Below are 25,889 nucleotides of genomic sequence, written 5' to 3' on the forward strand. Positions count from 1 at the left end.
AAGAGTCAACGTCCCGTGCGTCGGCGTCGGGAGAATGGCCGGGAAGCGCCGTGAAGTTGAACTCCCGGAGTGGTGTTGCGAAAAGCCCGGCGTACGGTCAAACTCGTCGGCGCATGCCCCGTCCGACTTTTCCGTCGTGTTCGGCGACCGACCGGTGTGCCGCCCTTGCCACTTCCAGCCACCGCGTATTCCGCGGTCCGCCAGAAAGTGTGAACTCCGAACCCATGACTGACACTCAGACGGCAAGCCTGTGCCGCGTCACCGTACGTGCTCCGGCCAGGACCGTCGACCTGGCCGTGCCCTCCGACGTCCCTGTCGCCGATCTGCTGCCCACAGTGATCGGCTACGGAGGGGACGACCTGGAGGAAACCGGTCTGGAGCACGGAGGCTGGGTGCTCCAGCGGCTCGGCGGCCCACCGCTCGACCCCGAGAGTACCTTGGACTCCCTCGGTCTGCGGGACGGAGAGGAGCTGCATCTGCGGCCGCGCACCGAGGCGCTGCCCGAGGTGCACATCGACGACCTGGTCGACGGCATCGCCGACGGCATGGGCCGCAGACCGCACGGCTGGAGCCCGGAGGCGGGCCGTCGCCTGCTGCGCGGACTGGCCGCGGCCACCCTCGCGCTGGGCATCGTGCTGCTGGCCATGCCCGGCACGGCCGGCTGGATACGGGCGGTCGCCGCCTCGGCCGCGGGACTGCTGCTGATCGCCGGAGCCGGCTCCGCATCCCGTGCCGTCGGGGACGCCGGAGCCGGCTCGGTGCTCGGCCTGATGGCGGCCCCCTACTTCGCCCTGGCGGGCTGGCTGCTGCCCGGCGGCGACCTGGGCGGCGTCGACGGTGATGCCGTCCTCGGCGCCCGGCTGCTGGCGGCGTCCGCGGCCGGCGGCGCGGGCACGATCCTCGCCCTGGCGGCGGTCGGCGTCCACCCGGCGCTCTTCATCGGCACGGCCTGTGTCGCCGCGGCGGGCGCGCTCGGCGCCGCCCTGATCACCCTGGACCTGGCGCCGCAGCAGGCGGCCGGTGTGGTGGCCGTCGTGGTGGTGCTCTTCGGCGGGTTCGTCCCGTCGCTGTCGTTCCGGCTGGCCGGCATGCGGATGCCGCCCCTGCCGACCAACGTCCAGCAGCTGCAGCAGGGCATCGACCCGTACTCCTCCTCGGACGTCGACGCGCGCTCCGCGCTGGCGGACGGCTGGATGACCGCCCTCTACGCCGCCATCGGCCTGGTGTGCCTGCCCTGCCTGGTGGCCCTCATGGCTTCGCCGGGCCTCGCCGAGATCCTCACCGTCGTGGCCCTCTCCCTCCTGCTGCTGCTGCACAGCCGGGGGCTGGGCAACGTCTGGCAGCGGCTGGCGCTGACCGCCGCCGGGGCCTGGGGCGTGGTCCTGCTGCTGTTCGTCTCCGCGCGCTCCCTCGCCCCGGCGGACCGGCTGACCCTGACGGCCGGCCTGATGGGGCTGGCCGCCGCGATCACCATCGCCTCGTGGACCGTGCCTGGACGGCGGCTCGTCCCCTACTGGGGACGTGCGGCCGAGCTGCTGCACTCACTCGCCGCCCTCAGCATCCTGCCGCTGACGCTCTGGTCGATGGGCGTCTACGGCTGGCTCCGCGGCATCAACGGCTGACCCGGGAGACACGGCGACATGCACAGCAAACGCGACCAAGTACAGGCGCATCTCTTCATCATGGGGCGGCTGGCCTCGGCCATGCTGCGCGCCGAGCCGGACTCCCCGGAGAGCCCGCTGGGCCGGACCAACCGCGGCGCCGCGATCGGCGTGGTCATCGCCGTGCTGGTGTGCGCCGGCGCCTTCGTCTTCGGACTCATCCGGCCCGGCGGCAACGACTCGTGGCGCTCGGGGGAGAACCTGGTCGTCGACAAGGACACCGGCGCCCGCTACCTGTACCTGGACGGGCGGCTGCGCCCGGTGCGCAACTACGCGTCGGCCCGGCTGGTCACCGGCGGCGAGGTCGGCGTCACGACGGTGGGCACGTCCTCGCTGGCCGGCACCCCGCACGGGACGCCCGTCGGCATCCCCGACGGGCCCGAGGCGCTGCCGGGCACGGGCGACCTGGACCGCACCCCGTGGCTGGTGTGTTCCGACGTCCTGCCGCGGACGACGGGCGTCGTCACGACGACCACGACCCTCGCCCTCGGCGCCGACGCCCCGCAGGACGTTCCCGGCGGCCGGCGACTGGGCGGGAACGAGGGCCTGCTGGTCACCGGCCCGGACGGCACCACGTACCTGCTGTGGCAGGGCAGCCGGCTGCGCCTGGACGGGCGGGCGAAGGCGGCCGAGGCCCTCGGGTACGGCGACGTCACCCCGCGTCCCGTCTCCGCGGCGTTCCTCGACGCCTTTCCGCTCGGCCCCGACCTGGCCCCCGCCGACGTACCCGGCCGGGGCGAGAAGGGCCCCGAACTGGGCGGGCGGAGCACCAGGATCGGGCAGCTCTTCAAGGTCGACGTGCCCGGCTCCGCCACCCGCTACCACCTGCTCACCCGGGAGGGCCTCGTCCCCCTCACCGACACCGGTGCCACCCTCCTGCTGGGCGATCCGCGGACGCGTGAGAAGGCGTACGGCGGTGAGGCCGCGGCCGTGGTGACGCTCGGCGCGGACACCCTGGCCGGGCATCTGGCCCCCGACGCGCGGAGCTCGCGGACGGATCGGCTGCCCGCGAAGCCGCCGGAGGCGGTCACCGTCGCCACCGGCTTCCTGTCCTGCGCGGAGGTCGACTCCGCGGACTCCGGTGTGCGGGTGGGGACCTCGGTGCTGCCCGGGAGCGCTCTGCCTCAGGCGGTGCAGGCGCCGGCGCCCGAGGTCGAGCCGGGCTGTCTGAGGGTCGACTCCATCGCCGTACGGGCCGGAAAGGGCGCGCTGGTCAGGGTGTTGAGCGCGAGCGGCAGCGCACTGGGCGACACCACGTACCTGGTGACGGACGAGGGCGTGAAGTACCGGCTGCTGTCCCAGGAGGCGGTGAAGGCGCTGGGCTACGAGGGCGTCGAGGCGCGGACGATGCCGTCCCCGATGCTGGCCATGCTGCCCAGCGGCCCGGACCTGACCCCCGAGGCGGCGGCCGAGGGCGAGGCCCGGGTGACGCTGCGGTGCCCCGGGCGGTAGCGGGCGGGAGGGACGGGAGGGACAGGAGGGGACGGCCGGGCTCCGCCGGCGGTCGTCCGGAAGGGAAATTCTTGGAGTCCCCCCGGTCACCTCGCGTTCAGCCGGGCACCCGGCGGTGTCCGGCGGACGGCACCGATGCCCGGTCTGTCCGGCCGGATTCACCGCGCCGCTCAGGTGAGCGGCATGAATTCCGAGTCATTGCACAATTGAGCTTCTCCCTCCCGGACTTCGCGGTTCCTTCGGTAATTGCCAAAGAAGTTGCAGTCTGCATAGCATCTGGCCACCCCATGACCCCGGCGCATCATCCGCGATCGCAGGAACACTCTGTCTGCCCACGGAGTGGACCTGGGAGCCGAAGCCCGGTGAGCGTCACCGAAAAGGGAGTTCCCTCATGGCCATGCAGCAGTCCGAAGAGCGCGCGACCCGTAACGGGATCATGGCGCTGGAACAGGCATTCACCGGTGTTCAGCGCTGTCAGCAGGACGTCCAGTCCACGTCGCACACGCTCGCCTCGAATTACGGGGGCGTGGACGGCGGTAAGTACAAGAAATTGCTGGAGCAGTGGGACGAGCACGTCGACACCATCCTGATCAACCTGGACCGGATGGTCGACGAGCTCAACACCACCCTCACGGAACACGGGCTGGTGCAGGGATCCACCAGCGACGCGATCGACGCGGAGTACTCACGCTCCACGCAGGTGTTCGACGAGCTCAACGGCACCAACACGTCGTCGAACTGACCCAGCAGACCCCAAGCCCTTCCACTCTCGTCGTTCCCCCGGTGAATAGAGGACTCCGATGGACTTCTCCGATGGCTACATCTACGTCGACTACAACCATGCCGAAGGCGCGGCGGACGACATGGTCAGCCAGTCCCAGTCGATCATGAGCATTCTGGCCAACCTGGAAATGGAACTGGCCGAACTCCGCAACAGCTGGATCGGTGACGACCGGGACGTCTACAGCGAGGTCCAGGCGAAATGGGACAACGCCGTCCAGAACATCAAGACCCTGCTCGCCAACCACTCCGGTCTGCTCACCGAGATCTCCGGCAACTACCGGTACACGGAGCAGAACCTCTCGCAGCGGTGGGGCGACATCAGGATCGGCAGCCGCTGACGCCGGCCGGTGACGGAAGGGTGATCACGTGGCCGTCACGGTCCTCGACAGCACGTTCCTGAAGAACTTCATCAACAACCAGGTCGACGCGTTCCGGACGTCCCTGGAGAACATCCTCAAGGACAGCCCGACCGCCGGTCCGGCGATCTCGTTCATCGCGGACAGCATCTCGACCACGACGATCCTGTCCTCGAAGCCGCTCGTCCTCGGCCCCATGGCCGACGAGAACAGCGTGGTCGGCGGGGGATCCCTGAACAAGGTCATCCAGCAGGGCGCGGGCGAGGTCGAGCGCATCCTGGAGGACCAGACGGTTCTCTTCGAGGACCTCGAACAGGCCTTGTGGGACACGATCGACGAGCTGGCCAAGGCCCAGGGCAGGAATCTCGAGAACATCACCGCGGACGAGTTCATGGACATCTTCGAGGATGTCGACAGTGATCTCGACAATCCGGGTGGCAACGAAGAGGAAGAGTAACGGAGTTCGGCGATGGCCAACCCCGAGGACAACAACGACGACTACTGGAAGAAAGCGGTCGACCTGCTCACCGGCTACGTTCTGCCGGAGCGGAAGACGTTGTTCGACACCCTCAAGGGCAACGACGGCATCCCGATGATCCATGTCCGGGTGGAGGACGAGGGAGGTCCGGGCTACTCGTCGGGTTTCCTTTCCTCGGGCGGTTGGGGCACGCACAACACCAACTACACCATTCCGTACTACCAGCCGGCCGGAAACGATACGAGCGTCTCCGAAGGCAGCTACCTCTACCGGTACCGCGTGTACATCACCTTCCTCGCCACGCCCGCGGCCGCGCCCCCGAGCGGGGAGGACGTGATCGCGAAGTTCGAGAAGACGAGCAAGGTCCTGATGGACAAGGGCGGCTCGAACAGCGAGGGCGAGAAGCTCGACTGGGACACCAGCGCCCTGGTCCAGTACATCTACGGTTCCAAGGCCGCCCTCGACCAGTTGACGATGTGGCCCTACTCGACCCACGGATTCGAGAACCGCGGCATCAAGGTGGGCGACGGCACCTACGTCGACCTGCTCACCTTCACCAAGACGGCCCAGGCGTTCGACCGGGTCGTCAAGTTCTTCGAGGACAGCGCGGTCACCATCGGCGCGTGGGACACCGAGAACATCGGGGAGGGCAGCGACTCCTGGGACGGCACCTCGGCCGCCGTCTTCAAGGCGCTCATCCACAAGCTGGCCCGGAACTACGAAGGGTACGCAGACCAGATCGACGGCAAGGGCAGCGAGGGCTCCGCGGTCACCATCGACACGGTGACGGTGTCGTCCGAGCCGGCCAGGGCGCTGGCCGCGGCCCAGAGCGTCGTCCTCGAGCAGGCGCAGAACCTGCGCGACGCCTGGGTGGCGTGGCGGGCCGAGAGTAATCCGCAGCGCTGGCTCTACGACATGCTGCAGGACGCCCGGTTCAACCTCATCGAGAACCAGTTTGAGAAGACGGATTTCGACACGGTGTCCAGTGGCTCCGGGCCGTACACCACCTGGCACAACTACGTGGTGTCGACCGCCGGCTTCCGGAACGAGATCGTCATCGGGGAGAAGTCGTACGGCAGGCCGAGCGACATGACCACCTGGAAGGCGATCGCCGAGGAGGCGGTGCGCCGGTGGGAGCAGTCCGTGCAGGACTGGCTCAGCACGAAGGGCGCCGAGGCCATCGTGGCCGTCAACAAGGCGTTCAAGGAAGCCGAGAAGGCGTTCGACACCAGCATCACCGACCGGGACGACCGCCCCCTCTCCGAGATCGCCGCCAAGGAAGAGGCCACCGCCGAGAAGAAGAAGGCGGAGGCCGAAGCGGCGGCGGCCAAGGCCCAGGCGGAGAAGGAGAAGGCGGAGGCCAAGGCGGCGGCGGAGAAGGAGAAGGCCGAAGCGAAGGCCGAGCGGGACAAGGAGAAGGCTGAAGCCGAGAAGGAGAAGGCCGAAGCGAAGGCGGCGGCCGAGAAGGAGAAGGCGGAGGCCAAGGCCGAGCGGGACAAGGAGAAGGCTGAGGCCGAGAAGGAGAAGGCCGAGGCGAAGGCGGCGGCCGAGAAGGAGAAGGCGGAGGCCAAGGCCGAGCGGGACAAGGAGAAGGCTGAGGCCGAGAAGGAGAAGGCCGAGGCGAAGGCGGCGGCCGAGAAGGAGAAGGCGGAGGCCAAGGCCGAGCAGGACAAGGAGAAGGCCGAGGCCAAGGCGGAACAGGCCGCCGCCAAGGAGGCGGCCGAGAAGGAGAAGGCCGAGGCCAAGGCCGAGCAGGCCGCCGCCAAGGAAGAGGCGGCGAAGGAGAAGGCCGAGGCGAAGGCGGCGGCGGCCGAGCAGCAGGCGTTCGTCCTCGCGCAGAACCAGAAGGCGCAGGACGAGGCGAAGAAGGAACGGGAACGGGCCGCGGCCCAGGCCGAAGCCGACCGCGCCGAAGTGAAGGCCGAGCAGGAGGCCGCCAAGGAAGAGGCGGCGAGGGAGAAGGCCGAGGCGAAGGCGGAGCAGGAGGCCGCCAAGGAAGAGGCCAGGCGGGAGCAGGAGGCCGCCAAGGCCCAGGCCGAGAAGGAGAAGGCGGAGGCCAAGGCCGAGCAGGAGGCCGCGAAGGCGGCGGCCGAGAAGGAGAAGGCGGAGGCGAAAGCCGAGCAGGAAGCCGCCAGAGCGGAGGCCAAGGCCGACCAGGAGGCTGCCAAGGCGGAGGCCAAGGCCGAGCAGGAAGCCGCCAGGGCGGAGGCCGACGCCGAGCGGGAAACCGCCACGCGGGAACAGGCGGACGCGCGGGCCAGGGCGGAGGCCCAGCAGGAGGAGGCCCGCCGTGAGGCCCTGCAGGAGAGGCAGCAGGCCAGGCTGGACGCCGAGAACGCCAAGGCCGACGCGCAGGCCGACTACGAGCAGCAGAAGGCCGAGGCCCGCGCCGACCGCGACGCCGCCCTCCAGGAGGCCGACCGCCAGGAGGCGGCGGCGCGCCAGGAGTACGAGCGGGAGAAGACCGAGGCCCAGGAACAGCGGGACCAGGCACGCCAGGACGCCGAGCGGGAACGGGCCGAGGCGCGCCGGGAGTACGAGCGCGAGATCGCCGCCGGCACCGACGAGAAAGAGGCCCGCGAGGAGTACGACCGGCGGATCGCGGGGATCGACGCCGCCGAACAGGCGGCCGTCGACCGGGCGGACGCCGCAGAGGCCGACGCCAGGCGGGAGTACGACGAGGCGAAGGCCGACGCCCAGGCGGAACGCCAAGAGGCGCGCACCGAGGCCGAGCAGGCGCGCAAGGACGCCAAGTCCGCGTACGACCAGCGCATGCGCGACATCCAGGCCGAGTACGACCGGATCAACGCCGGTGACAAGGACATCGACGAGCTGATCCGGCAGCGCATCGCCGACCTGCCCGAGCCTCCCGACCTCTCGGCCCACGGGGGCGGCTCCACGGGCTCGGCCGGCTCCGCGTACTCCTCGGTGTTCGACGACAACCTCTACAACCAGGACGACCTCTCCTCGGCGCTGGGGCGTCCGCAGGGCAGCGGCGTCCTGGCGGGCGCCTCCGCCGACGGCACCGGCACGGGGCCGGGATCACCCGGGATGTACCCGCCGATGATGCGCGGCGCGGGCGGCGATGCCGGCGGCAACAGCGGCGAGCGCACCAGGACCGTCATCGAGCCCACGGTCGGCCGCTCCGGCCGGACGACCGCCGCGCAGACCGTCGACGACGAGGAGCACCGCGTCGTCCCCAGGTCCACGCAGACCAGCAGCAGCATGCCCTTCATGCCGCCCATGGGAGGCATGGGCGGGGCGGGGGAGAGGCCGCAGACGGAGAGCGGGGACAGGGAACGGACCACGTGGCTGGCCGAGGACGAGGGCGTCTGGGGAACCGACGAGGGCGGCGCGCCGCAGGCCCTGGGGCGCTGAGGGGAAGGGGAGGACCAGGATGAGTCAGCCGATGGAGGACCGAGTGGCCCAGGCGATGGCCCACCTCAAGGCGGCGGAGGCGGCTGCGGCCTCGGCACGGGCCGAACTGGACACGGCGTCGGCCACCGCGCGTTCGGCGGACCGGTCGGTGCGGGTCTCCGTCGGCGCGAAGGGCGAGCTGACCAGCCTGGAGTTCCTCGACGGCAAGTACCGGACCATGGCCGCCGCCCAGCTCTCCGCTGCGGTGCTGGAGGCCGCGAACACGGCGCGGGCCGAGATGGCCCGCAGGGTCGTCGACCTGCTCGACCCGCTCACCAGGATGACCGCGCGCGGCGCCGCCCCGGAGCGGATGGGCGTCGACTGGGAGGCCGTCTTCGGCTCGCTGATCGCCGAGACCTCCGTGGCGAAGGGGCCCACGGCGATGAGCAGGCTCCGCGACGAGATCGTCGAGGACGACGAGGACGACAAGGGACGGCAGGGGGGCGCGTAACCATGTCCGGCAACTACTCCGCCGACATCCAGGCGATTCTGCAGGGTTCCAGGCACCTCGCCGACGCCGTCCGCTACGGCGACGAGATGCTGCCCCGGTTCGAGACCGGCTGCGCCCAGTACGCGGGCTGGTGGGGCGAAGAAGGCGGCGACGACGAGTTCGCCAACGCGGTCGGCGAGCAGATCCGGCGTGAACAGGAGCAGGTGAGGGACACGGTCCTGGCCATCACCGGTGGGTTCCTGGCGCTGGTCGACGCGGTCGCCGCGGAGGCCGACCACGTGCAGCGGCCGCAGATCCAGGCGGTGGAGGACATCGAGGCGCACGGCTCGGAGAGCGAGAACAGGCGCTGAATGGCCATCATGTTCCCGCCCGGCCTGCGGGAGTTCATCGAGGTCTGGGTGGGCGCGAACGTCGCCACCGGCAACGAGGACCGGGGCTTCGACAGCCGTAACCCCTACAAGCGGCTGGCCGACGACGTCAGGGACCTCTCCGACGCGATGAAGGGAGCGATCTCCACCGCCGGGAACTCGCTCCCGCCGCAGATCGCCCAGGAGTTCGTCGCCGCGATGAAGCTCTTCGTCGACGACAACGGCCAGAACCACCTGCAGAAGTTCTCCGACGAACTCCGGGACCTGGGCGCCCAGCAGGTGAACCGTTCCATCAAGCTGTCCGAGGCGAAGTACCAGATCCTCATCGAGTTCATCCTGATGAACATCGAGCTGGCCCTGATCGCCGCGCTGGCGGTCTTCACCGGCGGTACGTCGCTCACCGAGATCGCCATCCAGAAGGCGCGCACCGCGCTCACCATCCTGCTGATCCTCCAGCGGCTGGGACGCGCCATCCCCACGCCGCTCTCGGTGCTGCTGGAGGCGATCCAGGAGGCGTTCGTCTCCTTCGCCTCGCAGCTGATCTCCATGACCGCGCCGGACGACCCGGAGCGCCGGCGCACCAAGTTCGACTGGACGGACATCGGCCAGTCGGCGGTCGCCGGCGCGTTCGCGGGACTCTTCGGGGGCATCTTCGGTGAGGTCGGCGGAAAGTTCATCAACAAGTACTTCAAGAACAACAACTTCTGGAAGGAGTTCTCCGAACTCCCGTTCAGTTTCATCAACGAGGGGCAGGCGGAGACCTTCGCCGAGGCCTTCACCGGTCTGATCTTCCTGGGCACGTTCACCCTCAACCCCGGTACGTTCCTGAGCGCCGGCCTCAGCGGCCTGATCTTCGAAGCGGCCTCCACCGGCGCGGAGTTCGGCGGGAAGTTCGTCTACAAGAACTACTTCCAGAACACCGGCTCCGACGACGTCAACGACCTGCCGGGCGGCGCGAACCGGGACGGTGACAGGAGCGGAAGCGGGAACCGGTACGCGTACGAGAACCGGTACGACGACATGTACGACGGCGGCAGCACGTACCAGGACCTCCGCGACGCCCCGTACACGGGCAGCGGCGCGCACCGGAGCACCGACGAGGACTCCGTCTCCTCCGTCGGTGACATCAGCGACACCGCGTCGGTCTTCAGCGACACCAGCGACGTCTCGTCGGTCTCCTCCGTGTCCTCCTCCTCGTCCCTTCCGGGCCACGACACGGTCCACGGCGTCGGCGACCATGCCGGCACGTACGGCCTCCCCGCGGCGGCGGGCACGGTCAAGCCGTCGTACCACCCTCCTTCGCCGGACACGCACGAGGATCCCTACCGGGACTCCCTCGTGGACGACCCGGACACCGACACCGTCTTCTCCACCCTCAACCCGTCGGTAACCGGGACCCCCTGGACCGGCGGGAACACCGACACGGACCCCACCCTGCCGGTCGACAGACCCGTCACCGTCGGCTCCTCCGTCCCGGACCAGACGTCGACCCGGACGGGCGGCAGCGGTCCCACGCCCGACGGGACCGCACGACAGCGGCCGACGGACGACGACACGACCCGGTTCACCTCCGACGACGGACCACAGGGGCGGCAACAGCCCCACGCACCCCTCGCACCCGCCCCCTCGGCCACCACGTCCCCGGGCCAGGCCCCGCCGAACGCCACCCCGCAGACACGGCCCCAGACCACCCCGTCCGGCGACCCGGCGGTCACCGCCGAGACGCCGGACCAGGACCCGCTCGCCCCGGACGACGTCCGCACCCCCGCACCCGAGGAGTCCGGGCCGTCCCACCCGTCCCCCGCGGTGCCGAAGGCCGAGACCCGGACCACGTCAGACGATCCGCAGCCCTACCGGCCCGTGCGCACCGAGTCCGAGGAACTGCCGGCCACCCAGCCCGTCACCGTCGACGAGACACCGCTCAGCTCCCGGGCACCGGACGGGATCCCGACCGGGGAGTCCTCCGGGCCGGGTTCCCCGGACTCGGTCGACATGATCCTGGACTGGGAGGACGACCAGGACGCGTCCGAGCCCGAGTACGAGCCGGACCCGGCCACCGAGGCGCTGTACGACCGGCTGCTGACGGACGTCTTCGGTTCCGCGATCGGGACGAACCCCCTTCACCCCGCCCTCCGTGACGCCCTCGCACACCTCGACCAGCTCCGGCAGGCCGTTCCCGCGCTCCGCGGCGGCCCGCTCGACCTGGACGCCGTGACCCGCCAGGTGCTGCTCCTGGACACCGCCCATCCGGTGACCGACGCGCAGCGCAGTGAGCTGTTCCGGGTGGCGATGGCCCCGGAGACGGAGTCGGCGGGCAGCCTGGCCGCCCTGGCCGCCTTCCACCTGGAACTCCGCGGCGTCCTGTCCCCCACCCAGACGCTGACCGCCGACGACGGCGGCGTGCGGGGCCGCAACTGGACGAACGCCACGATCCCCGACCTCGACCTCACCGAGGTGGGCAAGGTGGTCCGGCAGCCCGACGGCACCCTGGGCCGCGGCGACGTACAGCCCGCGCCCTGGCACCGGCCCGGTGAGCCGAAGCCGTACGTCGTCATGGCGGAGGGCGACCACCGGCGGATCGTCGTACGCGGCCACGACGGCGCCCCGCGCCAGGTGCCGATCGACGTGTTCGCCGAACTGCTGGCCCGCGACCCCCGGCTCGCGGCGCTGCCCCCGGGCACCCCCGTGGTGCTGCTCGTCCCCGACGCCGGCGCCCGCGGCCTGGACCTCCCGCGCCAGGCGGCGGACCGGATCGGCAGGGAGGTCTGGTCGGCCAACGGCGCCGTGAAGGTGTCCCCGCAGCGGGACCCGTCGCAGCCGCACGTCGTCTCCCTGCTGTTCGGACAGGGGCTGCCGCGCGCCGACTGGATCCGCAGCAACCCGGGCCAGGTGCTCGACCCGGCGGAGCGCGAGAACGCGCCGGAGTGGGAGCGCGAGATGCTGTCGCACAGCGTCGTCGTCGACGGGGGCGCGACCATCGGCAGGGGCGTGTTCGAGGACTCCGAGGCCCCGCGCCGGATCGCGGCGCTGAAGCTCGCGACGGAGTCGTCGGAGCTGTGGCACTACAACCCGGTCACCAAGGAGGAGACCAAGGACGACGAGCCGGTCCCGTTCGCCGGCAAGCCGGTGTACGTCTTCGGCGGCCACGCCCGGTCGGGCGCGACCCGGGTGCCGACCACGACGGACCCGAGGCACCACACCCGCGGGCCGGCGACCGGCGGGATGCTCAGGCGGCGTCCGAGCCTGGCGCAGCTCCCCGAGGACCACGGCGTGCTGATGGAGGCGTGCTCGAGCGCCAAGCCGCCGGGTGTGGTCCGTACCCGCAGGGGCATCGACGACACCTTCGTCCCCGACCCGCTGGCGGTCGTCAGCGAGAGCCAGCACGTCGCCAACGAGACCGGGCGCACGGTGTACGGCGGCACCCACATGGTCAGCTTCGCGACGCGACCGGACGGGAAGTTCGTCCACCGCCTCTACACGGACTCGCGGGGGCGGCGCGGGAAGTGGGTGGAACACCGGCCGGAACCCGCCGGTGAGCTGCTCGACGACCGCGCCCGCGCGGCGGGCCTGCACACCGACCCGGTGGGACCGGCCTCGGAGGAGGTCCGTGAGCGGACGCTGCGGCTGGTCCGCGCGCTGCGGCTGGCCTTCGGCGCGGCGATCGAGGACGACAGCCGGTACGGCGACCTCCTCGCCGGGATCGGCGCGCTGGAGACCATGCGGGCGGCCGACCCGGCCCTGCGCGACCTCGCCCCGTTCTCCATGGACCTGTTCGAACGCGCGGCCCACGCCCGCCGGCCGGGTGGCGCCGGCCCCGACGCCTACCGGGGCCTGCTCACCGCCGCCGTCGACGCCGTACGCCGAGGGCCGGACACCGGGCTGTCCGACTTCGTCACCCTGCCCCACGTCACCGCCGCCGCACAGCGGCTGGGCGGCCTGACGGACCAGGACCTGGACACCGAGGCCGCCCGCGTCCTGCGACTGGACGACGGCCCGGCGGCGGTCGGGGAGCCCGAGCGGGCCCGGCTGTTCTGGGCGACGGTCAAGGCCCTGGAGTGGGAGAGCCGGATCCCCGACCCGGACGCCCTCACCGGCCGGATCCTGCACCTGGACCGGCCCGACCCGGCCCGGCGGCCCGAGCTGCTCGACCTGGTGGCTCAGGCGGCGGCCGTCGGCGCCGACGTGGACAACCCGGTCGAGCTGGGCGCGTTCCACCTGGAGACCCTGGGCGCCCTCTCGTCCCAGACCCAGTTGCTCGACCCGGGCGGCGTGCCCACCGGGCGGCGCTGGTCCCCGACCCCGCCGGGCGCGGCCACGACCACGCTCACCGACCGTGTCGTCGTCGCCGCCCCGCAACAGGGCGGCGGCTACCGGGCCGTTGGCCAGGAACGCCCCCCATGGAGCGTCCACGGCGGATCGCCGGCCTACCTGGTGTGGGCGGGCGGCGGCCGGGACCACCTCCTCATGACCCTGCCCGGCGGCTTCCGCGCCCGGGTCCCCTACGACGAGGTCGCCGAGCTGCTGGCCCGCGACCCGGTGCTCAACACCCGGCCGCAGGACACCACGGACGTCGTCCTGGCCGTCCCGAAGGCGGCCTTCACCGTACCGGCCGGGGACGGCACCCCGGGCCCCGATCCGCGGGCCGTCGTCGGCGCCGGCACCGGCCGTACCGTATGGGCCTCGCAGGGCAGTGTGAGCCTGGCCCCGACCGGGCCCTCACGGCCCTACGTCCCCTCCCTCCTGCCCAGCGCGCCGGGGCGTCCCGCGGCGGCCGACTGGGCGGCCGTCCGGCCCGGCGACGGCGGCACCGGAGTGGACGACGTCACCTTCGCGGACCGCCCCGCGACCGAGGTCCCGGCCGAGCCGCCCGCCGCGCTCGCCGACCTCCTCGACCCCGGACCGGTCGGGGGCCTCGAGACCCCGTTGCCGAGCCTGGACGGCCTGCTGGAGGGTTTCGACGCGCCGCTGTCCGACCACCAGGACGACGAGGTGGACGACGACCGGGCGCAGGAGCCGTCCCCGGAGGAAGCCGGGTACCGGGAACTGCTGGCGGACATCTACGGCCCCGACGTCATGTCGAGCCCCCTGTACCCGGACATCCGTGACGGGCTCGCACGCCTCGACCGGCTCCGCCGGACCGACCCCCTGCTGGACTTCGGCCCGCTCGACCTGGACGCCGTGGCGCGCCGGGTGCTGCTCCTGGACCCCGCCGATCCGGTGACCGACGTGCAGCGCGCCCGGCTGCTGGGGCTGGCCTCGGCACAGGAGGCACGGACGGCGGACGGTCTGGCCGCCCTCGCCGCGCTCCACCTCCAGCGCCAGGGCGTGCTGTCGCCCACCCACGCCCTGACCACCGGCCCCGACGGACGCCCTCGCGGTCGCGACTGGACCCGGGGCAAGGGCGGGATCGACGACCTGGATCTCACCCGTACGGGAAGGACCGGGCCCCGGGCCGACGGCAGCCTGTCACGCGACGAGATGGGACCCGCGCCCTGGCACCGGCCCGGCGGCCCGGACCCCTACGTCGTGCGGGCGGACGGCGACCGTGACCAGATCGTCGTCCGCGGCCATGACGGCGCCCCGCGCGAGGTGCCCCTCGACGTGTTCGCCGAACTCCTCGCCCTGGACGCCGAGCTGAGCGGACTCCCGGCGGACGTGCCGGTGCTGCTGCTCGTCTCCGACGCCGGCGGGGGCGGCCTGGAGCTGCCGCGGCGGGCGGCGGACCGGATCGGCAGGGACGTCTGGGCTGCCAACGGGGACGTGGGCGTCGCCGAAGGCCCGGACGGCAACGCCTCCCACCCGTACGTCGTGCCCCTGCGGACTGCCTGGGGCAGCGACCGCACCGACTGGATCCGCAGCTTCCCCGGCCTGCTGCCCGACCCCGCGGAGTCCGCCCCTGCCCCCTTCTGGGAACAGGACCTGCTGTCCCACACCATCGTCACCGACCAGGGGTCGACCGGCAGGGCCGTCTTCAGGGACGGCGACCGCGCACGGCTGATGCGGGGGATCCGGCACGCGACGACGGCGACCGCGCTCTACCACGTCAACCGGCAGGACGGGACCTGGGTCAAGGACGACGAGCCGGTCCCGTTCGCCGGCGAGCCGGTGTACGTCTTCGCCGGGCACGGCTTCCTCGGCGAGACGGAGCTGCCGACCCGGTCGAACCCCCGCCACCGGAAACGGGACCGGGCGGTGGGCGGCATGCTCGGGCGCCGTCCGAGCCTGACGCGGCGCCCCAAGGACCACGCCGTCCTCATGCAGGAGTGCTTCGCCGCGACACCGCCGGGCCTCACCCGCAGGCGCAAGCTGGTCACGGACACGTTCGTCCCCGACCCGCTGGCCGACGCCAGCCAGAGCCAGCACGTCGCCAACGAGACCGGCCGCACCGTCTACGGCGCCACCCAGGAGGTCGGCTTCAAGTTCGAGAAGGACGGCCGGGTCTCCCACTACATCATCATGGATTCGCGGGGCCGGCGCGGGAAGTGGGTGAAGCACCGGCCGGAACCCGACGACGCCGCACTCGACGACCGCGCCCGCGCGGCGGGCCTGCACACCGACCCGGTGGGACCGGCGTCGGAGGAGGTCCGCGAGCGGACGCTGCGGCTGGTGCGCGCGCTGCGGCTGACGTTCGGGGTGGCGATCGAGGACGACAGCCGCTACGGCGAACTCCTCGCGGGCATCGGCGCGCTGGAGTCCCTGCGCGCCGCCGACCCGGCGCTGCGCGACACCGTGCCCTTCTCCCTGGACCTGTTCGAGCGCGCGGCCCGCGAGATCCGTGCGACGGAACACGGCGACCCGGACGGCGAGCCGGGACCCGACGCCTACGAGGACCTGCTGGCCAGGGCCGCCGACGCCGTGCACCGCAACCCCGGCGCCGTGCTCACCGACCTCGTGACCCTGCCGCACGTGATCACCGTGGCGGAAGGACTGGACGGTCTCACGGACGAGGAGGTGAACGAAGAGGCCGCCCGGCTCCTGGGGCTGGACCCGGACCAGGTGGTCATCGGGGCGCCCGAGCGGGCCCGGTTCTTCTGGGCGACCGTGAAGGCCCTGGAGTGGGAGAGCCGAACCCCCGACCCGGTCGCCCTCACCGGCAGGGTGCTGCACCTGGGGCGGCCGGACCCGGACCGGCTGCCCGACCTCCTGGACCTGGTGGCGCGCGCGGCGGCCGTCGGCGTCGACGTGGACGACCCGGTCGTGCTGGGCGCGTTCCACCTGGAGTCCCTCGGCGCCCTCGCGCCGGACACCCTGCTGCTCGACGACTCGGGCGCCCCGGCCGGCCGGAGCTGGGCGCCGGGCCCGCCGGGTGCGGCGGTGGACGTCACGTCCGCCCTCGTCATGGTGGCGACACCGGACGGCGGTCACCGTCCGGTGCGCCAGGCGAAGATGCCGTGGACCACCGACACCGCCAAGCCCACCCCGTACCTGGTGCGGGGCGAGGCTGGTCCTGACCACCTCACCATGGAGCTGCCCGGCGGACTCCGCGTCGAGGTCCCTTACGAGGATGTCGCCGAACTGCTCGCGGTGGACCCGGCGCTGAACGACTTCCCGCGCACGGCCGACATCGTCCTCGCCTCCATGACCCCGGCCACGGCGGACCCGGGAACCACCGACAGGCAGGCCCTCGTCGGCGCCGCGACCGGCCGCGGTGTGTGGACCTCACCGGGACCCGTGGGCCTGCTCGCGCAGAGCGACGCGTCCTTGCCGCACGTCCTCTCCCTGCTCCCCCTGACGGACGGCCGGCGCCAGCAGGCCAAGGACTGGTCGGCCGTCCGGCCGACCCCCGCGTCCCCGGCGGACACCCACCTGTCGCCCACCACGGCCACGGCCGGAAGCGGAGCCGTGGCCCCTTCCGGCCCGCCCCGGCCCCCGGAGCCGGACCCGCCCTCCCCGGACGCCCCGCGCCTCGACCCCGCCATGACGCCCCCGCCGAGGCGCCGCGACCCGGTCCGGTTCGAGGGCGGCAGGCGGATGCCCGCGTACGTCGACGACCTCACGTCGCTGCTGCCGTCCGGCCTGACCGCCGCCGAGCTCGAGCAACTCCTCGCCAACCCGAGCACGTTCGGCCAGAGCACGGTCGTCCTGCGGGGCTACGAACAGGCATTGGACGCCATCGACCGCGAACTGGGGAGCCGGCCGGAGGCCCGGCCCGCGGACGGCGCACGGCTGCTGGACGATGTCCGGCAGACGCTCCGGGACAAGCCGAAGACGCTGGCGGACGGGAAGGGGCGCCCCTTCCCGTACGTCAACGCGGACGGAAAGAGGCGCGTCCTGTGGGTCAGGGCGCGTCACTACGGCAACTGGACCCCGTTCGACGACGGCGTCGGCGACTCGACGAAGATCGACAGCATGCACCGGGCGGCCGCTGCCTTCGGGCTGACCAAGAACATGCAGGCCAACTCCCAGTACGGTCTCGGCGGGCCGATCGGCCCGGCGGGCAGCGCGGCGTTCGGCGGCTTCGGCCGGCTCGCCGTGCGGTTCGGCTTCATCGACAAGGTCGGCTACACCCTGACCGACCAGCGCATGAACCAGATGGAGACCCGCACGCTGGACACGTCGCGGGCGTACCTGGACGACGTCCACTACGAGATGCACGTCACCGACGCCGCCGGACAGGACATCACGGACACAGGCACAGGCACGGACACAGGCACGGGCACCGAACCGGCCGCGCCCGTCCGGTTCGCCTTCGGCGTCCGGGGCGGCCTGCGCGTGCGCCTGCCCGACAGCGTGACGAAGATCCCGAAGCCGGGCCGCATCCCCCGGACGATGACCCTGGACCGCGACTCCCAGTACCGCTTCGTCCGCATCGAGGGGTTCGGCCCGGTCGCGGCGATCCGCGACTGGGCGGCCGCCCGGATCGGAGCCCTGCCCGGCAGCTCGGCCTACACCGAGCTGGACAGCTTCTTCTCCGGCGACAGCTTCCAGCGGCACGGCGGCACGATGGCGCGCGGCCGCATCACCACTCCGCAACTGTTCGCCGACGACAAGAAGAAGTCACCGCTGGGCGCCTTCGTGGTGGAGGAACTGATTCCGCTGTCGGCGGTGCTCGTCGGGGAGACCGACCAGGCCGAGATGCGGGACATCAACACCTCGACGGTCCGCAGCGAGCGGAGCCGGGCCTACGGCAGGAGCCTGCTGCTGCAGGCCGTCGCCGGACCCGCCTTCAACTTCCACGACCCGGGCACGGCCCCCTTCGACCTGCGGCTCCAGCTCGGACCGACCCTCCAGGCATCGTTCGCGAAGACCTGGTCGGCCGGACTCGGCGGGGCCGGCACCCTGAAGTCGGCCGGACAGGTGAAGGGCCCAAGGACCGCCCTCTACCTGGTCGTGAAGTCGGTGCGGGTGCGCCGGTCCGGTGACGACGCACCGCCGACGCGCTTCCTCACCTGGAGCCTGGACCGGATGACCAGCTCCGAGGCGCGGCGGCTGGCCGGATGGGACGACGGGAGCACACTCGCCCTGCGCAACGGCGTCGCCCCGCCGTTCGCGCCCGCCTACCTGACCGTGGACCGGCCGCGCACCCTGGGCATGCACCGGGTGAAGGAGTTCGCCTTCGACGACGGCCGGCGCACCCGTGTCACACCGGACGCGGCGGACGGCATCGGCCGCACCCTGCTGGACGCGTTCGCCGACGGCCTGGTCGACGCCATCTCGAACCTGCGCCAAGGGCTGGTGGTGCCCCTCGACCAGCTGCTGCCGCCGAACCTGCCGAAGGGCTGGCGCGCCCGCTTGGGCGACCTGCTCAAGCGCGATCCCGACCAGGTGCTCCGGGCGGCCGAGAGCCTGCCCATGCCGCCCCGGTGGACCGACCCCGTCACGTACCGGATCGCGCTCCAGAACACCCTGCAGGTCCTCGGCGTGCTGTCCCAGCAGAACGTCACCGCGACCCTGGAGGGGCTGACCACGGTCGGCCTGCCGATCAGACTCACCGACCCCGACTCCGTCGGACAGACCTACTACACCGTCCGGGTGCACGGAACGCTGACCGGGCGGCGGTACGAGGGCAGGGACGACAGCGAGGGCATGCGCTTCAGCGCCCAGGGCGTCGACCGGATCGACGGCCAGGCGAGCGCGAAACGAGGCCTGGAGCTGGGCTTCGAGGGCACGTTCTCGGGCCGCGACAACGACCGCGACGAGGCGGGCCTGCCCCGGAACACGCTCGGGCTGACCCTGGGCGCGCGCGGGGGCTGGCAGTGGGAGACGGAGACCGGCTTCGGCTCGACCGTCACCAACGAGCCGATGTCGGTGAGTAACCAGCCCACCCACCTGTACCGCTACGACCTGTCCCTCACCGCCTCCATGAGCGGCTACTGGCGGCCCCGCGGCCTGGTCCGCGGTCTCGGCCTCGGGCTGCCGGGTCTGCTGGTCCTGGACGAGCCGGTCAACGTGCTCTTCGGCCGGACGCCGCTGGGCCACCTGCGGGGCGGCGGCCCGAGGACCGGGCAGGTGCTCATCGGCGTCCCCGTCCAGCACACCCCCGATGCGGACCCGCACGCGGACGGGGCGCTCAACCCCTATCTGTCCGACGAGTCCGCCCCCGCGCACATGTCCACCGAGCGGGCCCTCGCCCTGGCCAAGGGCGACCTCCTGCTGCCCGCGGACCCCGGTGCGGGCCGGCCCGCCGGACGGCTCGCCGACCGCGGGACGGGCCAGTTCCGGGACTTCCGGCAGCACCCGTTCGTCATCGTGAACATGGTGGTGTCACCCCTCCTCCTCGCGGAGGTGGACCGGGTCCTGGGGGCGGCGTCGGGCAACGCCTGGCAACTGACGAAGGAGGGCGCCGCCACCCGGGACGCGATCGTCCGTTCCTTCACACCCCAGTCCCTGGCATCGGGCTTCGACCAGAGTTCGGGGCCGCTGGGCCTGGTGGGCAGCGGCCTGCTGGGCAAGGGGCCGTACGGCGAGCTGTGGGGAACCTTCCGGTACGCCACGACGGTCGGGGACCTGCGGACCCTCACCCCGTCGATGTCCATGGACACCGAGATGACGCTCGGCGGGACCCGTCAGGCGGCCGGCAAGGTCAGCAACAGCACCAGCTTCGTCTTCGGTGGCCAGCTGGTCTACTCCGTCTCCCAGAACCCGGGCCACGGCCTCATGGGCGCGTACGGCCTCGTCGCCAACCCCCTCTCGACGTCCCACGCGCGCAGCCGCAGCGTCGTCCGCACGGTCGTCGCGGACATGAACCGCAAGGGCTTCACCCACCAGGTGCTGGTGGCCGGCGACGTGCAGCACTGGTTCGCGCTGTTCACCAGCCGGCTGGGCACGGGCCGGATCGGGACGGGCGCGGCGGCCAGGACCTTCGTGCCGAGCCTCCTCGCCGGAGCGGCGGGAACCGAGCTGACCGGCAGGGGCGGACTGCTGGGGCACCTGCCGGAGAAGAGCGCCCACCGGATGGGGCTGATCGACGACGGCATGGGCGACGTCCCCCGCTACACCGGCCGGAGCTGGACGCCGCAGCCCTGGATGCGCGGCACCGCCTTCGGCACGTACGCGGTGAACCCGCTGGACCCCACCGACGCACTGCTCGCGTTCGACCGGCGGATCGGGAGACTGGGGCTCGACGACGAGAGCCGGGAGCGGATCAGGCAGCTGGTGACGGCCCGCGCCACGCGGGCGCTGAAGGGGGAGATGACGACCACCGCCCCGTCGACGCCGGTCAAGGCCGGAGGCTGGGGCTGGGACAGCATCCGGATCGGCAGCCGGCAGGTGCGGGCGCGCGTCGAGCTGATCCCCGGGACGCCCGTGTTCGAGGGACTCGACCACAGCGCGGAGCTGGAGGAGAACCGGCGGGCCATCGAGACCGCCCAGGAGAACTCGGAGTCCTCCTCCGGGGCGGACCTGGGTCTGCTGACCAGCCAGCTGGTGTACACCGGCAACACACAGGTCCCGGCCGCCGGGCCCACGTACACCGAGGGGGGCTCGAACCGGAAGACGGTCGCGTCCAGTCACACGGTCACCACCGTCACGATCTACCGGGCGGCGTCCACCGAACCGCACGCCGAGATCGTCACCCCGTACCGGATGCGGATCACCTTGGAGGCCGACGACACCCCCCACACCGGCACGTCGGCCGGAGCGAAGCCGGCGAAGGGGGAGCCCACGGCCCTCGACCGCTTCCGGGGCCGGCTGCGCATCGTCGAGGAGGGCGACGTCGGCGAGCTGCGCGAGCACGTGCCGCTCAGCCTGATGGAGCCGGTGCGGTCGGGGGAGGACGAAGGGACCGGCCGGCTGCTGCCCGCGCCCGACCCGGCGGCCGACCCCGCCCTGGCCGCTCCGCCCCGGCCGATACCTCTGTCCAGGGCGGTGGAGGAACTGACGGTCCGGGACGGGGACGGTGTCGTACGGTCGTTCACCTTCCCCGAGAACGGCATGCACCCCCGCGGGATCATCGGCGTCGAGAACATCCGCACGGCCGGCGAGCTCCTCCTCACGAAGGCGTACGACGTCGGCTTCCCCCTCCATACCCTGGAGGCCGCGGACGGTACCGGCGCCGCCGCCCTCACCGACCTCCTCCGCAGGACCAGGCGGACCGGGCTGACCCGCCTCGGCACCGGATCGGCGCAGGCGCTGGAGGACGGCACCAGCTCCACGGCGGTCACGGCGTTCTTCCCGCGCACCACCGAACCGGGCGGCTACCAGGTGGCGGGGCTGACCGAGAAGTCCCTCCTGGGCACCGACACCGGACAGCTGTCACTGCGCTCGGCCCCCGACTTCAGCCGCGCGCTGCTGCTGACGGTCGCCGACGGCAAGAAGCTGGAGGTGCTCAGACGGTACGGGGACAACACCGGCACGTCCTCGTCCGTCGAGCACAGCCAGTCCTCGAGCTTCGGCGGCGCCTTCCTGTACAACTCTCCCGACAACGCCGGACTCAACCAGATCGGAGCCTTCGGTCCCGGCCCCAACGACCTCGACGGCGACGGCATGCCGGTCGGGGACGACCACCTGACCTCGCGCAACCTCAAGCCCAAGACGGGCCGGTCCTTCCTGTTCGCCGTCCCGGCCACCTGGATCGGCGTCGGCGACGTGCACCGGAGCACCCTGGACTCGAGGCTCGCGAACCGGATTCGGGGCGGGACCTTCGCCAAGGCCAGATCGGGTCCGCAGGCGATGAGGTCCGAGGCGTACGTCGTCACCTGGATCCGGGAGGACGTCGCCCGCGAACTGCGGATCATCACCGACACGAACTTCCCCGAACGCGTCTCGAAGGCGTGGGACGCGGTCGAGAAGGCGAGCAAGGCGTGGGTCGACGCCGACAAGGCCTACTGGAAGAAGCGGCGCGCCTCCGGCGGGCTGCGCGCGGACCTCGACGCCGCACAGGCCGCCCTCGACAAGGCCGCCGGGGTCGCCCGCGCGGCGGCCCGCCCGGTCGGCCTCGCCCGGACGGGCGTCGAGGACGCGGACAGGGCCCTGGCACAGGCCGAGGCCGCCGCACGCCGGGACCACGGCATCGCGGACGCGAACGTGGCCGCCGCACGGGCCGAGGCCGCCGCGTTCGCCGACGACGAGTACGCCCAGCCCGAGCACGACGGCTGGGCGGAGCTCCTGCGGGACGAGCAGGACGCCGCTCTGGCCCGCCTGGCCGACGCGGAAAGGGCCGCCGGGACCCTGCGGAGGGCGGCCGACCTGCGGCTGGAGACCGCGCGCACCGAGAAGGCGTTGGCCGACGGGCGGCTCGACGCGGCCCTGCTGTCCGCGCAAGCGCCCGGCAGGGCCCTCGACGAGGCCACCGCCCGCCGGGACACGGCACGCGACGCCTTCGACACCCGGCGCGCCGAACTGGACGCGCTCAAGGACACGGCGGAGAAGGCCGCGGCGGAGTACCACCGGGTACGGGCCGGGGCGGACCAGCTCACCCGCTGGCACCGGCTCGCGGCCACCGAGGAGGGCCGGAAGGAACTGGACGGTCTCGCCGAGCCGCCCCCGGTGACCTACCAGGCCCCGCCGAAGAAGCCCGTGGCCGAACCAGCGGCCCCGCCCCGCTACACCAGGAGCGGTGAGGCACCGGACGCCGTCCTCACCTCACCCACGGGCGAGACGTACACGCTCCACGACGTGCCGGAGGACGGCGACGCCTTCTTCCGCGCGCTCGCCGAGGGCCTCGAACGCGCCGCTCCGGGGCTGCCGGCCGCGCACGGCATCGACCTCACCGGCCCGAGGGCGATGTCCGAGATGCGCCGGAGGATGGCTTCCTGGCTCACCGACCACGCCGACGAGGACCTGCTGGCCGTCGTCGCCCCCGACCACACCGACACCTTCAGCGCGGAGGAGATCGCCGCGGCGGGTCTGGACCTCGGAACGGACACTCCCGCACGCCGTGAGTTCGACGGCCTCGGCGGTCTGATCCCGCACGTCGCCGAGCTGTCCCCCGAGGTACGGGCCGAACTGGCGGTCACCCAGCTCCTCCGCCCGGGCGACGCCCCGTCCGAGGCCGGCTGGAACCACGCCGCGTCCGACCTCCTCCCGCTGCTCGCCGCACGCACCTTCGGCGTGCGCGTCACGGTGGTCGGGAGCGACGGCGGCTTCCAGGACTTCGCTCCCGAGGACCAGACGGGGACCGGCGGCCTCCGGGAACTCGTCGGCCCGTCCCCCCACTCCGGCGCACACGTGGTCCTGAGCCTCGACAACCGCCACTACCGGCTGGCCCTGCCGGCCGACCCGGTCCCGAAGCCGGAACCGAAGCCCCCGGTCCCGAAGCCGGAGCCGGACTCGACACCTGAGCCGAAGCCGGACTCGAAACCGGACCCGTCCCGGAAGGACGCCGGGAAGGGCTCCGGGCCGGGGAGCGACAGCGGTCGGGCGAGAGGCCGCCGGGTGCCGGTGCCCGGTACGGGGGAGTGCCTTCTGTACTCCTTCATGGCCGGCGACCCCGTGCACATCCGCAGCCGTCTGGGCGGCCTCGCCGCCACCGACCGCGCCGCGTACGACCTGCTCGGGGACCCCGGCGCCGTACGCGCCGAACTGCGTCACCAGACCGCGGCCCGCGCCAGGACCGGCAAGGCCCCGACCGGCCCCTCACAGGCCGTGCTCCGGGCCATGCGGTCCCATCTGGAGGACTACGTGGCCCGCAGCGAGGGACGGCTGCATCCGCAGATCGTCGGCCAGTTCCGGCGGACGGCCGCCGACGCGTTCGCCGCACGGGTCCAGGGCATGGACCGGGCCGAGAGGCTCGCCCTCCTCGCCCACCACGGCGTCCGGCGTCCCCTTGTCCCCGAGGCCCTCGACCCCGCCGAACTGATGAAGCGGTACGTCGATGCCCGCATGGCGGCGCTCCCCGCCGACCCCGGCATCTCCCCGCGGGACGCCCGGGCCGTCCTGGAGGCGGAGGCCGAGGACCTGAGCCCGCGCCGGATGTTCGAGTACCTCGATCAGCACGACCTGCTGCCGGCACCCGACGCGTTCGACGACCGCGCACTGGGCCGCCTGCTCCGCACCGCCTACACGCAGAGCACCGCGCCGCTGGACGACACGGAACTGCCCAGGCTTCTGGACGCCGTCGTCCACTGGGAGCAGCGCTGGGGGACGCCGGAGGGGGAGACCTTCCTGTTCCTCGCCGCGCACGCGTTCGACCTGCGGGTCGATGTGGTGCGGTCGCTCCCGTCGGGACCCCGACGGGTCGGCGGTGCCGGACCCGACAACGCCGTACGGCAGACGGAGGTCTACTACAACGGCGTCGACCACTACGACGGCAGTGACGCCGAGGCCCGTGACCGGTTCGGCGCCCCGGTCCTTCCGAAGCGGATCAAGAAGGAGGAGCGCGACCAGGACGGCGACGTACGGCTCAACCCCCTGTGGGTGCCGTTGGACGAGGTCGACCCCGGGCTGCTGATCACCGGCAACCGGGACGCGGTGTGGCTGTACACGGTCACCGATGAGGGCCGGGTGATCCTCGGTACGGAGGACCTGAGCGGGATCGTCACGCCGGAGCAGTTCGACGCGCTGCTGGCGGGGATGCGGGAGAAGGACCCCGACCTGACGGCGGAGTCGCTGCGCAGGACACTGGACGGGCTGGGCCACACCGGTGTCGCCGCCGGTTTCGCCGGCGGCGGGGAGACGGCCGGCCGGACGCTGCCGGGCCGCAGCCGGGTGTCCGGCGAGTTCCGCTGGAGTGAGGAGCTGCGTTCCTGGGTGGTGAACGACAAGTCGGGCCGCTACATGAGCGAGACGGTCCGTCCGGGCCTGGACGCGGCGGAGGCCGCCGACTGGCTGACCAACGTGGCGGCCCTGTTCAGCGAGCGGCTGGGCGTCGTCGTCCGCACCGACCAGGTGAAGACCGCCGCGGCCGCACCGCCCCCGGCCCCGCCGACGGAACCCGCACAGCCCCCGCCGCCCGCACCCCCGCCTCCGCCGCCCGGGCCGAAGGCGCCGCCCTCCGAGGAGGCCCGACGCCGGTGGATCGCCGGTCAGGTGAGCGCGGACGACCTGCCGGGCGACCCGCCGGGGTTCACCGGCGACGAGACCGTCACCCTGGCCGAACTGAGGGACGCGGGCATCGGGATCACCCCCGGAACGGAGGTCGAGGCGCAGCTCGGCGGAGGCGTGCGGGGCGGCGGACTGGCACCGCTCGACCAGGTGCGGCTGCTGCTGGCTCGCCCCGGCCCGTGGCCGGCCGCCCTCGACGCCGTCGTGGCCACGGTGTCGCGCCGGATCTGGCACTCGGCCTTCACCGACTTCGGGAGCACGTTCCCGGACACGGACGCCGCCCGGGCGTGGGACACGGCCCTCGGCCTGCTCCTGCCGGGCGACGCGGACTCCGCGCGCGCGGACTGGCGGTACGCGGGGGAGGCGTACCGCGACGCGGTGCGCCGGCTCGCCGTCCTCCTGGCGGCGGAAGGGACGGACCCCCGAACGGTCGCGCGCCTCGCCGCCCGGCTCCGGGAGATCCTCGGACTGCCGCCCCTCGGGTGAACGCGGACCGGCCCC

9 protein-coding genes are annotated in these 25,889 nt (G+C 72.6%); all 9 read left to right on the forward strand.

Translation table 11 applies throughout. The features are described from left to right. Positions 1-224: 224 nt before the first annotated feature. The gene (gene eccD / locus ACP7TJ_RS23240) at positions 225-1,622 is read left to right on the forward strand and encodes a type VII secretion integral membrane protein EccD (protein ID WP_427765094.1); all 1,398 of its coding nucleotides are present in this window, start codon (positions 225-227) and stop codon (positions 1,620-1,622) included. 18 nt (positions 1,623-1,640) lie between these two features. Beyond that, entirely contained in the window at positions 1,641-3,113 is a 1,473-nt protein-coding gene (gene eccB, locus ACP7TJ_RS23245) for a type VII secretion protein EccB (protein WP_167744725.1), read from the forward strand. 397 nt (positions 3,114-3,510) lie between these two features. Continuing rightward, positions 3,511-3,855: a hypothetical protein gene (locus tag ACP7TJ_RS23250; protein ID WP_313896893.1), complete on the forward strand. Its 345-nt coding sequence runs from the start codon at positions 3,511-3,513 to the stop codon at positions 3,853-3,855. 58 nt (positions 3,856-3,913) lie between these two features. Then, positions 3,914-4,234, forward strand: coding sequence for a WXG100 family type VII secretion target (locus tag ACP7TJ_RS23255; RefSeq protein ID WP_093768088.1), 321 nt, complete (start codon positions 3,914-3,916; stop codon positions 4,232-4,234). 28 nt (positions 4,235-4,262) lie between these two features. Continuing rightward, complete coding sequence (locus tag ACP7TJ_RS23260; RefSeq protein WP_093768087.1) at positions 4,263-4,709, forward strand: type VII secretion system-associated protein; 447 nt, start codon at positions 4,263-4,265, stop codon at positions 4,707-4,709. Positions 4,710-4,721: 12 nt separating this feature from the next. Beyond that, entirely contained in the window at positions 4,722-8,108 is a 3,387-nt protein-coding gene (locus ACP7TJ_RS23265; RefSeq protein WP_427765099.1) for an AAWKG family protein, read from the forward strand. A gap of 31 nt (positions 8,109-8,139) precedes the next feature. Further along, complete coding sequence (locus ACP7TJ_RS23270; protein ID WP_367518678.1) at positions 8,140-8,598, forward strand: YbaB/EbfC family nucleoid-associated protein; 459 nt, start codon at positions 8,140-8,142, stop codon at positions 8,596-8,598. Positions 8,599-8,600: 2 nt separating this feature from the next. Continuing rightward, the gene (locus tag ACP7TJ_RS23275) at positions 8,601-8,948 is read left to right on the forward strand and encodes a hypothetical protein (RefSeq protein ID WP_367496196.1); all 348 of its coding nucleotides are present in this window, start codon (positions 8,601-8,603) and stop codon (positions 8,946-8,948) included. Next, positions 8,949-25,874 (forward strand): lonely Cys domain-containing protein, encoded by a 16,926-nt coding sequence (locus tag ACP7TJ_RS23280; RefSeq protein WP_427765104.1) that lies wholly within the window; start codon positions 8,949-8,951, stop codon positions 25,872-25,874. The last annotated feature ends 15 nt before the right edge of the window (positions 25,875-25,889 follow it).

Origin of the sequence: Streptomyces sp. DSM 41931, from assembly GCF_050271085.1 — a bacterium.
Classification (GTDB): Bacteria; Actinomycetota; Actinomycetes; order Streptomycetales; family Streptomycetaceae; genus Streptomyces; species Streptomyces albogriseolus.

What these genes read in the sequence shown, in the direction of transcription:
- eccD (WP_427765094.1), top strand. Translation starts at nt 225, where the DNA reads ATGACTGACACTCAGACGGCAAGCCTGTGCCGCGTCACCGTACGTGCT.
- eccB (WP_167744725.1), top strand. Translation starts at nt 1,641, where the DNA reads ATGCACAGCAAACGCGACCAAGTACAGGCGCATCTCTTCATCATGGGG.
- ACP7TJ_RS23250 (WP_313896893.1), top strand. Translation starts at nt 3,511, where the DNA reads ATGCAGCAGTCCGAAGAGCGCGCGACCCGTAACGGGATCATGGCGCTG.
- ACP7TJ_RS23255 (WP_093768088.1), top strand. Translation starts at nt 3,914, where the DNA reads ATGGACTTCTCCGATGGCTACATCTACGTCGACTACAACCATGCCGAA.
- ACP7TJ_RS23265 (WP_427765099.1), top strand. Translation starts at nt 4,722, where the DNA reads ATGGCCAACCCCGAGGACAACAACGACGACTACTGGAAGAAAGCGGTC.
- ACP7TJ_RS23270 (WP_367518678.1), top strand. Translation starts at nt 8,140, where the DNA reads ATGGAGGACCGAGTGGCCCAGGCGATGGCCCACCTCAAGGCGGCGGAG.
- ACP7TJ_RS23275 (WP_367496196.1), top strand. Translation starts at nt 8,601, where the DNA reads ATGTCCGGCAACTACTCCGCCGACATCCAGGCGATTCTGCAGGGTTCC.
- ACP7TJ_RS23280 (WP_427765104.1), top strand. Translation starts at nt 8,949, where the DNA reads ATGGCCATCATGTTCCCGCCCGGCCTGCGGGAGTTCATCGAGGTCTGG.